Origin of the sequence: Rhodococcus sp. NPDC078407, assembly GCF_044542515.1 — a bacterium.
Taxonomy (GTDB): Bacteria; Actinomycetota; Actinomycetes; order Mycobacteriales; family Mycobacteriaceae; genus Rhodococcoides.
This window is the reverse complement of sequence record NZ_JBITUQ010000016.1, coordinates 98,343-111,621: the sequence shown is the minus strand read 5'-3', so window position 1 is coordinate 111,621 and position 13,279 is coordinate 98,343. Positions and strand designations below refer to the sequence as shown.

At 65.8% G+C, this 13,279-nt stretch carries 11 protein-coding genes; 8 read left to right on the top strand and 3 right to left on the bottom strand.

The genetic code is table 11. The annotated features are described in order from the left end of the window. Nucleotide 1 precedes the first annotated feature (1 nt). Nucleotides 2-2,149 (top strand): MFS transporter, encoded by a 2,148-nt coding sequence (locus tag ACIGGF_RS17050; protein ID WP_397522421.1) that lies wholly within the window; start codon nucleotides 2-4, stop codon nucleotides 2,147-2,149. A gap of 224 nt (nucleotides 2,150-2,373) precedes the next feature. Here ACIGGF_RS17050 and ilvD read toward each other — a convergent pair whose 3' ends face one another. Continuing rightward, entirely contained in the window at nucleotides 2,374-4,089 is a 1,716-nt protein-coding gene (gene ilvD / locus ACIGGF_RS17045) for a dihydroxy-acid dehydratase (RefSeq protein WP_397522420.1), read from the bottom strand. A gap of 175 nt (nucleotides 4,090-4,264) precedes the next feature. On the opposite strand from ilvD, the gene ACIGGF_RS17040 reads away from it, so the two are divergent. The 5 genes from ACIGGF_RS17040 (at nucleotide 4,265) to ACIGGF_RS17020 (ending at nucleotide 9,001) form a co-directional block, all read left to right on the top strand. Beyond that, nucleotides 4,265-5,239 carry a diguanylate cyclase domain-containing protein gene (locus tag ACIGGF_RS17040; RefSeq protein ID WP_397522419.1) on the top strand — a complete coding sequence of 325 codons (975 nt, stop codon included), beginning with the start codon at nucleotides 4,265-4,267 and terminating at the stop codon, nucleotides 5,237-5,239. Nucleotides 5,240-5,371: 132 nt separating this feature from the next. Beyond that, the gene (locus tag ACIGGF_RS17035) at nucleotides 5,372-6,388 is read left to right on the top strand and encodes an Acg family FMN-binding oxidoreductase (RefSeq protein WP_397522418.1); all 1,017 of its coding nucleotides are present in this window, start codon (nucleotides 5,372-5,374) and stop codon (nucleotides 6,386-6,388) included. A 94-nt stretch (nucleotides 6,389-6,482) separates the two neighbouring features. Further along, on the top strand, nucleotides 6,483-7,370 hold the full coding sequence (locus ACIGGF_RS17030; protein ID WP_397522417.1) for a universal stress protein: 888 nt from the start codon (nucleotides 6,483-6,485) through the stop codon (nucleotides 7,368-7,370). 31 nt (nucleotides 7,371-7,401) lie between these two features. Further along, entirely contained in the window at nucleotides 7,402-8,007 is a 606-nt protein-coding gene (locus ACIGGF_RS17025) for a hypothetical protein (protein ID WP_397522416.1), read from the top strand. 115 nt (nucleotides 8,008-8,122) lie between these two features. After that, nucleotides 8,123-9,001 (top strand): universal stress protein, encoded by an 879-nt coding sequence (locus ACIGGF_RS17020; protein WP_397522415.1) that lies wholly within the window; start codon nucleotides 8,123-8,125, stop codon nucleotides 8,999-9,001. Between the two features lie 17 nt (nucleotides 9,002-9,018). Here the strand turns inward: ACIGGF_RS17020 and ACIGGF_RS17015 are convergent, their stop codons facing one another. Next, complete coding sequence (locus ACIGGF_RS17015) at nucleotides 9,019-10,458, bottom strand: MFS transporter (protein ID WP_397522414.1); 1,440 nt, start codon at nucleotides 10,456-10,458, stop codon at nucleotides 9,019-9,021. Then, entirely contained in the window at nucleotides 10,455-11,054 is a 600-nt protein-coding gene (locus ACIGGF_RS17010; protein ID WP_397522413.1) for a hypothetical protein, read from the bottom strand. The genes ACIGGF_RS17015 and ACIGGF_RS17010 overlap by 4 nt, the downstream gene beginning before the upstream one ends. An 87-nt stretch (nucleotides 11,055-11,141) precedes the next feature. Between ACIGGF_RS17010 and ACIGGF_RS17005 the strand changes: the two genes are divergently transcribed. Both ACIGGF_RS17005 and ACIGGF_RS17000 read left to right on the top strand, forming a co-directional pair. Continuing rightward, entirely contained in the window at nucleotides 11,142-12,191 is a 1,050-nt protein-coding gene (locus tag ACIGGF_RS17005) for an ATP-dependent DNA ligase (RefSeq protein ID WP_397522412.1), read from the top strand. A gap of 2 nt (nucleotides 12,192-12,193) precedes the next feature. Next, the gene (locus ACIGGF_RS17000) at nucleotides 12,194-13,279 is read left to right on the top strand and encodes a DNA polymerase domain-containing protein (protein ID WP_397522411.1); all 1,086 of its coding nucleotides are present in this window, start codon (nucleotides 12,194-12,196) and stop codon (nucleotides 13,277-13,279) included.

The window sequence follows — 13,279 nt, the reverse complement described above, 5'->3', positions numbered from 1 at the left end:
GATGACACTGCTTGCGATGACGCCTGTCCAAGATATGCACAAGCCGTACCCACGACGCTGGTCGGCACTGGTGGTGCTGTGCCTGAGCTTGCTGATCGTGGTCATGGCCAACACATCGCTGCTGGTCGCGGCACCGTCGATGACTCTCGACCTGGGTCTGACGAGCAGCGATCTGCAGTGGGTGATCGATGGGTACACCGTGCCCTACGCGTCGCTGATGCTGCTGTGCGGCGTGATCGGAGATCGCTACAGCCGCCGCGGCGCGCTGATTCTCGGCCTGATCATCTTCGTCGCGGGTTCGATCGCCGGCGCACTGACCGACGCCACGCTCGGCGTCATCCTGGCTCGCATCGTCATGGGCGTCGCCGCGGCGATCGTCATGCCTGCAACTCTGTCCCTGTTGGTATCGACGTTCCCGAAGCGGGAGCGTGCCACCGCAGTCACCGTGTGGGCAGCGACATCGGGACTCGCCATCGCAGCGGGTCCGTTGCTGGCGGGGTGGCTGCTCGAGAGCTTCACCTGGCATTCGACGTTCCTGATCAACGTTCCTATCGCGTTGGCCGCCATCGTCGGAGCCGTCATCCTGGTTCCACCGTCGCGGGCCGTCGACCCCGGTGCGATCGATTGGATCGGTGGGCTGCTGTCCGTCCTGGCCGTATCGACCGTCGTGTACGCGATCATCGAGGGCATGCACTTCGGTTGGACCGTCGGCCCGTTGTACTTCGGACTCGTCGGCCTGCTGTCGACCATCGGTTTCGTGGGATGGGAACTGCGCCATCCCAATCCGTTGCTCGACGTCCGAATGTTCTCCTCCCGCATCCTTGCCGGAGCAACCCTTGCCGTGCTGGTGTTCTTCCTCGTCACGTTCGGAGCCATCTATTTCGTCGCCCAGTACCTCCAGTTCGCTCTGGGGTACGGCCCGGTGTCCACGGGAGTGCATCTGCTGCCGCTGGCCGGTGCAGTATTCGTCGGATCCGGAATCACGATGTGGCTCACGCCCAAGCTCGGGCCCCGCGTCACCGTGACCGCAGGCATGGTCGTGGGTACGTTGTCGGTGGTCTCGTTGCTCGGAATCGACTCGGCGGCAACGTATACCGATTTCCTGCCCGTGTTGACGCTGCTGGGTCTGGCGATCGGGCTGTCGGTCTCGCCCTGCACCGACGCGATCATGGGGGAGTTTCCGGACAGCAAACTCGGCGTGGGAGGCGGACTCAACGACACAGCTCTCGAACTAGGCGGATCCCTGGGCATCGCTGTGCTCGGGTCGGTGCTCGCCGCGTCCTACCGCCAGGGAATCGACGGGTTTCTGGAGGCCTTCCCCGGCAAGCAGCCGAACGGTCAGTACACCGGTCAGGCAGCGGAAGGCCTTGCTGCATCGCAAGATTCGCTTGCTGGTGCAGTGATCGTGTCCGACATCATTCGTTCTCAGAACGGCTTCCTCAGCGGGTTCGCCGACAATCTCGAAGCTAATGCCGTTGCCGCGTTCGGCGAGGCAGTGGTACACACCAGCCTTGTTGCCACCGTGGTGTTCGGCGTCGGCACCGTGATCGTCGCTGTGCTGATCCCCTCGAAGAACGCTGCACAGACGGCGTCGTCGGAGAAGATCCCGTTCGAGCCGATCGTGCCCTTCGTCGCTCCGTCCACCAAGGACGCCGCAGCCGATCGAGAGGTTGCCGCACTCGAACAGCTACTGGAACGGCCGTCGGCCGCCAGAAACGACAAGACGGGCGCGCGGCACACGTCACGAAGCGACGAGAAATCCACTCCGAAGACGGTCCCGGCGCGCACCGTGGCCGAGCCGGCTCTGGTGGACGCCGAACTCGAACGCCCGAGCATCTACCAGCTGGCCTCGAAGGTGTACGAACTGGACGCATCGGTCGCCCGACAAGCCTCCCTGGACGCCCGGTCCGGTGAGCGGGTGACCATCCACCAGCTCGCATTGTCGAACCTGGCGCGCACCCGACGCGTCGAGGCCGAGGAAGCTCTCGACGCTGCACTCGAACTCAGCGACCTCCCGGTGGCTCCGGTGCACACGCCGAAGCGGCCCGTCGCTCCGCTGCAGACCTTCTACCAGCGAGCCAGCAAGCAACACGCGAACTGCACCGAATTCAAGGAACGTTCGAGCTCCATGTGGGCAATGCCGCTGTAGCTCTCCCGCTTTGGTTCTGCCGCTGCTGTCCCGCTGCCCACCCCCGCCCGCCCGCCCCCCGTCCGCCAGCCCCGCGTGAATGGACCCTTGCACTGCTCAGACGTATGCAGTGGTTCATTGACGCGCGGCTGATCGCGGCGTGAATGGACCCTTGCACTGCTCAGACGTATGCAGTGGTTCATTGACGCGAACGGTAGTGGGGCGGGCCGGCGAAGAGACTGTTGCTAGATCAGCACCGCACCGTTCGATGCGGAACCGACCAGCTTGGAGTACTTGGCCAGCACTCCTCGGGTGTAGCGCGGCGGCAGTGGAGCCCAGCCCTGTGCTCGGGATTCGAGCTCGGCCGCATCGACGAGGAGATCGAGGGTGCCCTTGCCGACGTCGAGTCGGATCTGGTCGCCGTCGCGCACGAAAGCGATCGGACCGCCGTCGACGGCCTCGGGGGCAACGTGTCCGACGCACAGGCCGGTGGTGCCGCCGGAGAATCGGCCGTCGGTGAGTAGCAGGACGTCCTTGCCGAGTCCCGCGCCCTTGATAGCTCCGGTGATGGCGAGCATCTCCCGCATCCCCGGTCCGCCCTTGGGTCCCTCGTAGCGGATGACCACGACGTCGCCCGCTGCGATGGTGCCGTCTTCGAGTGCGTCCATGGCCGCGCGTTCACGCTCGAACACGCGTGCAGTGCCGACGAAGACGTCCGAGTCGAAGCCTGCGGACTTCACCACTGCCCCGCCGGGGGCGAGTGAGCCCTCGAGGATGGTGATGCCGCCGGTCGGGTGGATCGGCTTGTCGAGTGCGCGCAGTACCTTGCCGTCGGGATCCGGGGGCGCGATGTGTGCGAGGTTCTGCGCCACGGTCTTTCCGGTGACCGTCATGCAGTCGCCGTGCATGAGGCCCGCGTCGAGCAGCGCCTTCATCACCACGGGGACACCGCCGATGGCGTCGACGTCGGTCATGACGTGCTTGCCGAAGGGCTTGACGTCGGCGAGGTGCGGAACCTTCGCTCCGACGCGGGTGAAGTCCGCGAGAGTCAGCTCGACCTGCGCCTCGTGGGCGATGGCCAACAGGTGCAGTACGGCGTTGGTGGAGCCGCCGAATGCCATGACGACGGCGATGGCGTTCTCGAAGGCTTCCTTGGTGAGGATGTCGCTGGTGCGGATGCCGCGTCGCAGCAATTCGACGACGGCCTCGCCGCTGGCGTGGGCGAATCCGTCACGTCGGCGATCGGGGGCGGGAGGAGAAGCGCTGCCGGGCAACGACATTCCCATAGCTTCGGCGGCGCTGGCCATCGTGTTGGCGGTGTACATGCCGCCGCAAGCGCCTTCGCCCGGGCAGATGGCGCGTTCGATGGTGTCGACGTCTGCACGCGACATCAGTCCACGCGAACAGGCACCGACAGCCTCGAAGGCGTCGATGATCGTCACCTGGTGCTCGCTGCCGTCGGACAGGGTCGCGAACCCGGGCAGGGTGGAGCCGGCGTAGAGGAACACGCTCGCCAGATCCAGACGTGCTGCGGCCATGAGCATTCCGGGTAGCGACTTGTCGCAACCGGCGAGCAGGACGGAACCGTCGAGACGTTCTGCGCTGATGACGGTTTCGACGCTGTCGGCGATCACCTCACGGGAGACCAACGAGAAGTGCATGCCCTCGTGGCCCATCGAGATGCCGTCGGAGACCGAGATGGTGCCGAATTCCAGCGGGTAGCCGCCGGCGGCGTGGACGCCCTGCTTGACGGCCTTCGCGAGTCGTTCGAGCGAGAGGTTGCACGGGGTGATCTCGTTCCACGAGGACGCGACACCGATCTGGGACTTGCCCCAGTCCTCGTCGCCCATTCCGACGGCGCGGAGCATGCCGCGGGCGGCGGTCTTCTCCAGTCCATCGGTGACGTCGCGGCTACGCGGCTTGACGTCGATGCCTTCTTGCGGATTCTGCGGGGTCGTCATGACACTCCTGAGCGGTCGGCGAATATGGATCCTCGGTCGCGTCCTGGAGGTTCCGCTCCTGAGGTCGCATTCACCGTCAACCCTAAACCTGTGGGTTCGGCGAGTTCGCCCGGGCGAGCGAACGACACCTTGTCTGCCCGCGACACGCCGTACCGGGACTGGCAGGGTTGTCCGCATGCGACTGGTCGACCATGCTGCCCACCCGGGAGCAGTGCACGGCATCGCGGGCCTGCAGACCCGCCTGCTCAGGTACTACCTCGTGGTGACCACGGCGCTCTACGCAGCCGGGGTGACGGTGACGCTCCTACCGCACGGTGGGCGATCCACTGCGGTGGTCACGGGCGGAGTGTTGGCCGTCGGCCTGGGGATCGGCGGTGTTGCGGTGTTGTGGCTTCGTCCGCGTACCGCTGTCGGACACCGGGTGGCGCTGATTGCTGCGGTGCTGGCCACGCCGGCCGTGATGGCGTTTCACACCCTCGCGTCGGCGCAGTCTCTGTGCTTGATCGCGGCGATGTTTCTCGCGATGTACGTCCGCGCGTTCCTGCGTGATCGGCTCGCTCACGCGGTGGTGGGGGTGCTGGTGGTTCTCGTGCTGCTCGCCCTGTGGTGGGCACCGGCTCCGACCTATCCGATCACCTATCCGATCTTCGGGGTGGCGATCGTGGCCGCGGGTGGCGCGTTCGGTGTGGTGACCAAGGCGTTGATCGCGGCATCGTGTACCGACCCGTTGACCGGAGTCTTCAACAGGGCGGGTTGGGAGATGGAGACCGCGAAAGCCCGGGCCGGTCTGCCGATCGGTGATCCGGTGGCGGTGGTGATCGTCGACGTCGATAACTTCAAACGGGTCAATGACACGCAGGGCCATCGTGCGGGCGACGACTTGTTGGTCGAGCTGGCGCAATCGTGGACGCGGTCGTCGCCGCGGGGTGCGGTCATTGCCCGTCTGGGTGGGGACGAATTCGCGGCGCTGTTGGCCGGGCATCCACCCGAGCTCATGGACGAGTTCGCTCGCGCCACCACCGAGGCCCTGCCGTTCGTCAGCGTGGGAACAGCATGGTCGACGGATCCAGGTGAGCAGGTCTCGGATATTCTCGCGCGCGCCGATGCGGAGCTGTATCGGATCAAACAGGCCCGCCGAGAACAACTCTGACCGGACTCGCGCTCCGACGTCGTCGGCGATGGTCCCCCTCATGCGGTGACCGATGACCCTGTCGTGCACTGCCGACGTGGGTCGACAGTGGTGGGCAGCCGCCGCCTCGCGGTGGGAGGTCGAGGAGAGACGATGAACGATCAGCCGGATTCTGCCGTGGTGGAGATGTTGGTGGAGCTCGCGGGCCGCGCTCCGTCGGTGCACAACAGTCAGCCGTGGAGGTGGGTTTACTCCGAGCACGGACTCGATCTGTTCACCGATCGGTCTCGACTGCTCGGGGCGATAGACCCGACCGAGCGGCAGCTGGTCCTCAGCTGTGGGGCCGCGTTGGACCATCTGTGCACTGCGGCCGCGGCATTTCGGTGGACTGCCGATGTCGAATCGATGCCGACGCCCGGTGCGCCGGATCATCTTGCGCGTGTTCGGCTCACCCACGACGCGCATCCACGATCGCACGAGTTCGACTTGTTGGCGGCGATCAACCGCCGGCACTCGGATCGTCGGGCGTTCGGGCCGGTGCCGAACAATCGCATACCGGCGCGCTACCCGAGGCGGGTCGACGGAGTCCACGACGTCCGAACGACGTTCCTGTCGGCCGAAGCCAAGGAGACGCTGGCCACGGCGTCGAGGTTGAGCGCGAACGTACGAAAATACGACGCGTCGTATCAGGCCGAGATCAGGTGGTGGGCCGGGCACTCGTTCCGATCGGGGGGAATTCCGCCCGAGGCCCTCACCGATCGCACGGAGTCCTCCAGGGTGCGGGTGGGCCGAGAGTTTCCCGAACCGCATCGAATCGGCAGGACGGGAACAGCGGCGACAGACGAGTCCACGGTGGTGCTTCTCGGCACTGCTTCCGATGAGCGCGTGAACTGGTTGCAGTGCGGGCGGGTCATGTCCGCATTCCTGCTGGCCGCAACCGCCGACGGGCTGGCGACCTGCCCGCTCACGCATATGACCGAGCAGGCGGGCAGTCGAGCCCTGGTCGAGTCACTGGCCCCCGGCCGTGGTGTGCCACAGGTGCTGATTCGGATCGGTGCGCCGATGGTCGGGTCGCCTCTCGCACCGACCCCGCGGCGAGCGGTGTCGTCGGTGCTGTCCGTGGCCACAGGTAGCACGGCGCGAGGAACACGCAAAACCCTGCCGCTGTGACGAGGTAGCAGGAACCCGAAACTGGGGACCAAATGCTCTGTGGCGCGGCCGCTCTCGAGTTGTCCAATGGCAGAGAAGCATCCGAGGACAGGAGATGGCCATGGTTCTGGCAGATCATCACAAGATCGTTGTGGGCGTCGATGGTTCGCCGAGCAGCATCTGCGCTGCTCTCTGGGCGGCAAACCTGGCCGAGCGGTTGAAGGCCCCGCTGCACATCGCCGTGGCGGTGCAGCATCCTGCGTTCTACATTGGTGAGTCCGCATCGGTCCTTCCCCTCGACATCTGGGAGGAGCAGCGTCGCGCTGCAGAACGCGTCGTGACCGACGTTGCTACCTCGGTGCTGGCCCGGCATCCGCACAGTGCGGTCACCACTTCCGTCGAGGAGATGTCGGCGTGCTCGATGATGGTCGAACTCTCTCGCACCGCACGCATGCTCGTCGTCGGCAATTCGGGTTCGGGCCCGATCGTGTCGGCGTTGTTCGGGAGCACGGCGCAGAGGACATCGACCGCGGCATGGTGTCCGGTGATCGTGTGGCGCAAAGGAACCGACGTCGTCGACGCACCTGTCCTCGTCGGCATCGACGGCAGCGCGACGAGTGAAGCAGCGGTCGGGCAAGCGTTCGATCTGGCCTCGATGTTCGGCGTGCCGATGATCGCCGCACACGCCTGGAGCTCGTTGTCCCAGGGGGCTGCTCTGTCCCTGCCCGGATCGACCGACGAGACCGAGATCGAGCGCGAACAGCAGCTGTTGCTGTCCGAGAGCCTCGCCGGGTGGAGCGAGAAGTACCCGGATGTCACGGTGGAACATGTTGTCCAGCAGGGCAACCCGGCGCACCTGCTGATAGAGCAATCCACGCGCGCCGGCATCGTCGTGGTCGGCAGCCACGGGCGAGGAGTCGTCGCCGGTGCCCTGTTCGGATCTACCAGTAGCAACCTCACCCGGCATGCGCACTGTCCGGTCATGATCTGCCGGGACCGATGACCGACCGGATTCGGGAAAGTGGGTGGTTGCGGTGTTCGGATTCGATGTTGCTCGCTGGTGGCGTCTGGCACCGTGGAGTACCAATCCCCTGATGCGAGGCCGTGATCGAACTGCGGCCCTCGTTGTCGCGTGTGGGACGGCGGTGATTCTGGCACTCGTTCCCTTCGCCGCACTGCTCGGATCGCTCACCTACGCCGATCTGAATGCCGCGTCGGCCCGAACGAGGGCCGGCACCCAGCAGATCGATGCTCTGGTGACGAGTGAACCGACGCTGCGATCGGAAGAGACTGCCGTCTTCGATCCGGCCGAGCACTACGCAACGGTCGTGTGGGAGTGGCCACCGGGGCAGCGGCACCGAGACGAGGTTCGAGTCCCGGACGAAGCCGAACAGTGGGAAACAGTTTTGGTTCGGGTCGATTCCGAGGGCGGGCGGGTTGCGGAACCGCCGTCTTCCACCTCGAACGCTGTGCTGGGAATCAGTGCAGCCGTTGGGTTCTGGGTGACCTGCGCGATGGTTGTCGTCGTCGCCGTCCAGGCGATGCGGTACTTCGGTCGGCGTGCCCGAATGCGCCAGTGGGACCTCGACTGGCTGGAGTTCGAGACCGAACGTGGTCGGACCAAGGGAGACTCGACATGAGGGACCTCGGCCACCTCGATGATGGACCGCGTGCTCCGAAGGTGGGCGCGGTTGCAGATCTACGGTCGATTCGATTCGACTGCAAGAACAGTCGACCACAAGACGAGGACGAATCATGAGCAATTCCACCGACCGCGTGCTTCCCATCCTCGTCGGCATCGACGGCTCCAGCGAGGCCGATGCCGCGGCGCACTGGGCGGCGGCCTATGCGGGGAAGGTACGCGCACCCGTGCGCCTGGTTCATGCAGTCCCCGAGGGTGATTGGTACGGGTCCGCGGCATTCGTCGACGGCGGTGCGCTGGAGAGGGACCTGCGTGCGATCGGTCGCAAACATCTCGCCCGCGCCGAGGCAGCGTTTCACGACGCAGCACCCGAGGTGTGCGTCGATACCGTCACCGCCGATGGGACCATTGCCTCGTACGTGGCGGATGCCGACGCGGAATTGGTGGTTCTGGGATCGAGGAAGTCGAGCGCACTGCGAGACCTGACTCTCGGCAGCAACACGCTCCGAGTCGTGACGCACGCACGGTGCCCGGTGCTGCTCATCCGCAACGCCGTCGACAGTGCCGACTCCGCACGCCCGATCGTGGTGGGGGTCGACGGGAGTGAGCCGTCAAATCGGGCGCTGTGGGCGGCGTTCGAGATTGCTCACACTCTCGGCTCGCCGGTGGTCGCCGTCAACTACTGGGGATTTGCCACTCAGGCAGGTCTTGGAACAGGATTCGAGGACGTCGACTGGGTGAGTATTCGTGCTCACGAACAGCATTGGCTCGATACGCAGGTGGAGACCGTGCGCGAGAAGTACCCAGATGTGGCGCTGACTACTGTGAGTGCGCAGTCGAGCCCGACGCGAGGCCTGCGTGCGATGTCCGCGTCGGCATCGATGATCGTGGTCGGGTGCCGGGGCCGGGGTGCACTTCTCGGAACGATTCTGGGATCGGTAAGCCAGAATCTCATCCACTACGCCGACTGCTCGGTACTGGTAGTCCGATGACCCGATGCGGTGAGTACTCAGTTCGGGTCCGTGCGTCGTCCGATCGGCGGTGAGCCCATATCGCAGTGCGGTGGGCAGTTCGATGCCTCGTCGCCGGGGCCGCGGATCAGCACGGCCGCGATGGCGGCACCGAGTACCAGCAGTCCGGCGCATATCAGCATTGCGCTGTGGAAACCGTCCGAGAATACGTCCGGCGCAGAGTAATCGGAGCCTGCGATCCCGGCGAGGGCAGGTAGCGCGGCGACGGCGAGCAGTTGACTGGTGCGGGCCACGGCATTGTTGACGCCCGACGCGATTCCGGCGCGATCGGTGGATACCGCACCCAGGACGGCCGCGGTCAGCGGGGCGACGAGCGTGGAGAGGCCGAGTCCGAACACGAGGACGGCGGGCAGGATGTCGGTGGCGTAACTGGATCCAGGACCGACGCGCAGCATCAGCAGTAGGCCCAGGGCGGACAGCAGCGGCCCGACCGTCATCGGAATTCGTGGTCCGATGCGCCCGGCGATTCTGCCCGCGCGGGCAGAGAGGAGGAGCATCAGAGCGGTGATGGGCAGCGTCGCCACCCCGGCGGCGATGGGCGAGTAGCCCACGGCGAACTGCAGCTGCAACACAAGAAGGAAGAACACTCCGCCCAGGGCGGCATAGACGGTGAACGTGACGAGGTTGGCGGCCAGGAACACTCGCGAGGCGAACAGTGACGGCGGCACCAATGGATCGTGCGAGCGGCGTTCGATCAGCACGAACACCGCGATCGCCACCACGCCGAGCACGAGTGCCGGTGTGTGCGACTCGATCAGCCCATAGGTGAGCAGACCCAATGCCGCCGCGACCGTCAGTGCGCCCGGTACGTCGAGCCGACCGGACACGTGCGGATCCCGGCTCTCCGGAACATGTTTCGCGGCAACGACCACGACCACCACGGCAAGCGGGATGTTGATCAGGAACACCGAGCGCCACCCGACGGCGTCGACCAACCAGCCGCCGAGCAAGGGCCCGATGGCCGACGCGACGCCGCCCAGTCCCGACCACAGCCCGATCGCAGCTCCCCGATCCTCGGCTTTGATGGATGCTGAGATCAGCGCGAGAGAACCCGGCGTCAGCAAGGCCGCGCCGACGCCCTGCAGAAGTCGCGCCGCAATCAGCACCTCGATGTTCGGGGCCAGTCCACACAGCACCGATGCGGACGCGAACCAGACCGTGCCCCAGACGGCCACCCGTCTGCGCCCCATCCGGTCGCCGAGAGAACCGCCCAGCAGAATCAGCGACGCCAGCGTCAGGGTGTAGCCGCTCACCGTCCACTGCAGGCCGGTGACGCCCGAACCGAGATCGCGACCGATCGCGGGTAGCGCAATATTGACCACGGTGGCGTCGAGCATCGCTAGAGAAGAGCCGAGCACCGTGGCCGCGACGATCCAGCGCCCCCGAGCGCTGGACAGTGAGATGGCCTCATCGCTCACAAGCGTTCGACACAGACGACGAAGTTGCGGGTGTCCTTCTCGTATCCGTACAGCGCCGGGTCGGGGCAGTCGTCGACCGAGGAGGTGCCTTGCAGGATGGCCACGACGCGCCGGGTGTCGGCGCCTGGCGTGGCGCAGTCGACGCGTCGAGCGAATTCGTCGACGATGTCCATGCATCCGCCGAGCTGCCAGTCGATGTCGAGGCACAGAGCACCCTGCTCGATGTCGAAGTAGGTCTCGTAGTAGTACTGATCGGCGTCCGCCGGGCACTCGGCCGAGGTCGGGGTCTTGGCGAAGACGACGTAATTGGACTCCGGCGATCCGCAGGTCGCGTTGGTTATGGACGCCTCCTCGACGGTCCCGCCCAGCTCGACGCATTCGCCGACCTCCACGTCGATCTCGACGCTGCCGCCGTCGTCGATGTCGGGCGTCGGTGCGGTGGTGGGAGGGCTGGTGGTCGAGGTGGCCGGAATGCTCGCGCCGGGGATCGCGACGGCGGTACCGGACACTTCCGCGGCGCAACCGCCGAGTACCAGCGCCGCACACGCCGACAGCGCGAGAACCAGAGCGCGGACCGAACGGTGGGGTGACGCCATGATGAGTCCTGCCCTCGTAGATTCATGCGTGCTGTGAGTAGAAAATATCGGACTCGCGTGTCGGCCGCATGAGGCAGGATGAACTGCGTGGATCTTCCTCTCGCCGTTCCGGTTGCGCCGATGCTCGCCAAGGCCGCGAAAGTGGTACCTGCCCAGCCCGAGGACGGGCCACCGGTGTGGTCCTACGAGCCCAAGTGGGACGGCTTTCGTGCCATCGTTTTCCGCGACGGCGACGAGGTGGTGCTCGGATCTCGAGGGGGCAAGGACCTGGCCCGCTACTTCCCGGAGTTGTTGGAAGCGGTCAAGGCCGAGTTGCCAGAGAAGATCGTCGTCGACGGCGAAATCGTGGTTCCCCGCGAGAAGAACGGTTCCACTCGTCTGGACTGGGAGTCGCTGTCGGAGCGAATTCACCCTGCGGCGAGTCGGGTGACGATGCTGGCGGAGAAGACACCCGCGCAGTTCATCGGCTTCGATCTGTTGGCCGTCGGCGACGAGGATCTGACGGGTGAGCCGTTCTCGACGCGGCGAGCGCGATTGCTCGACGAGGTGGGAACCGGCGGGCCGAGTTGCTTCGTCACCTCCGCCACCGATGATGCTGCGGTTGCCGAGGATTGGTTCGAGCGGTTCGAGGGCGCAGGCCTCGACGGTGTGGTGGCCAAGAAGCTCGACGGACCCTATCTGCCGAACAAGCGCGAGATGATCAAGATCAAGCACGCACGGACGGCCGACTGTGTGCTGATCGGTTATCGAATTCACAAGTCCGGCAACGGTATCGGATCGCTACTGCTCGGACTCTACGATGGCGATGATCTGCGCATGATCGGCGGTGCATCGGCGTTCACCGACAAGCGTCGGGTGGAATTGCTCGAAGAACTCGAACCCCTCCGAATCGGCGACGACGTCACGCATGCGGGCGAAGCGACCCGCTGGAATTCGTCGAACGACCGTAACTGGATTCCGGTGCGGATCGAGCGGGTCATCGAGGTCGCCTACGACCAGATGGAAGGCGCACGGCTGCGGCACGTGGCCCGGTTCCTGCGGTGGCGTCCCGATCGTGAACCGCGCTCGTGCGCGTACGACCAGCTCGAGGTTCCGGTGCGCTACGACGTCGCCGATGTGATTGCCGGGGGCCGCTAGTCATGGCCGCGAAAACACCACCGGCGTTCGTACAGGTCGGCGAGCGCGAAGTACGAGTGTCGAGCCCGGACCGCGTGATCTACGAGGCCACCGAACGGACCCCCGAGATCACCAAGCTGCAGGTGTGCGAGTACTTCGCCGCCGTGGGGGAGCCGCTGATGCGGGCGATCGGAGATCGTCCCACCGCGATGGAGCGTTGGCCCGACGGCTATCGCGAGGGCATGCGATTGGCGCTTGGCCCCCAGGACAAGGAGGGCGACGGCTTCTATCAGAAGCGGCTGCCCAAGGGCGCGCCCGAGTGGATCGAGACGGTGAAGATCGCGTTCCCCAGCAAACGCACCGCCGAAGAGCTGTGCCCGTCGGAACCGGCTGCGCTGGTGTGGGCTGCGCAGATGGGCACCCTGACGTTCCATCCGTGGCCGGTCCGACGACCGGACGTGGACCACCCCGACGAGCTGCGGCTCGATCTGGACCCTCAGCCCGGGACCACGTTCGCAGACGCGCTACGCGTGGCCGACGTGACGCGAGAGTTGTTGGAGGAGCTCGGCTTACGGGGGTATCCGAAGACGAGCGGCAATCGGGGCATTCACATCTATGTGCGTATCGAGCCCGAATACACCTTCGAGCAGGTGCGGCACGCGGCGATCGGTCTGGGCCGCGAACTCGAACGACGCGACGACGGGGTGACCACCAATTGGTGGAAAGAAGAACGCGGAGAACGCATCTTCATCGACTACAACCAGAACAACCGCGACCGGACGATTGCCAGCGCCTGGAGTCTGCGAGCCCGACCGGGCGCACCGGTCAGTACTCCGATGACATGGTCGCAGTTGGCCGACGTCACTGATCCGCGCGAGTTCAATCTCGTCACTGTGCCGGACCTGGCGCAGGACGGCGACCCGTGGGCCGACATGGATTCCCAGGCATACTCCCTCGAACCCCTTCTGCACCTGTGGGAAACACTGCCCGGTGGTGAGCTCAACTTCCCGCCCGACTACCCCAAGATGCCCGGCGAGCCGCCCCGAGTGCAGCCGTCGAAGAAGGTCGCGGAGCACTGGGATGCCGAGGGGAATCGCACCGAGAGCTGA

Bases quoted from the DNA above. Each gene is read 5' to 3' on its own strand.
- ACIGGF_RS17020 (WP_397522415.1), top strand. From the start codon at position 8,123: ATGAGCAATTCCACCGACCGCGTGCTTCCCATCCTCGTCGGCATCGAC.
- ACIGGF_RS17040 (WP_397522419.1), top strand. From the start codon at position 4,265: ATGCGACTGGTCGACCATGCTGCCCACCCGGGAGCAGTGCACGGCATC.
- ACIGGF_RS17010 (WP_397522413.1), bottom strand. From the start codon at position 11,054: ATGGCGTCACCCCACCGTTCGGTCCGCGCTCTGGTTCTCGCGCTGTCG.
- ACIGGF_RS17050 (WP_397522421.1), top strand. From the start codon at position 2: ATGACACTGCTTGCGATGACGCCTGTCCAAGATATGCACAAGCCGTAC.
- ilvD (WP_397522420.1), bottom strand. From the start codon at position 4,089: ATGACGACCCCGCAGAATCCGCAAGAAGGCATCGACGTCAAGCCGCGT.
- ACIGGF_RS17000 (WP_397522411.1), top strand. From the start codon at position 12,194: ATGGCCGCGAAAACACCACCGGCGTTCGTACAGGTCGGCGAGCGCGAA.
- ACIGGF_RS17035 (WP_397522418.1), top strand. From the start codon at position 5,372: ATGAACGATCAGCCGGATTCTGCCGTGGTGGAGATGTTGGTGGAGCTC.
- ACIGGF_RS17030 (WP_397522417.1), top strand. From the start codon at position 6,483: ATGGCCATGGTTCTGGCAGATCATCACAAGATCGTTGTGGGCGTCGAT.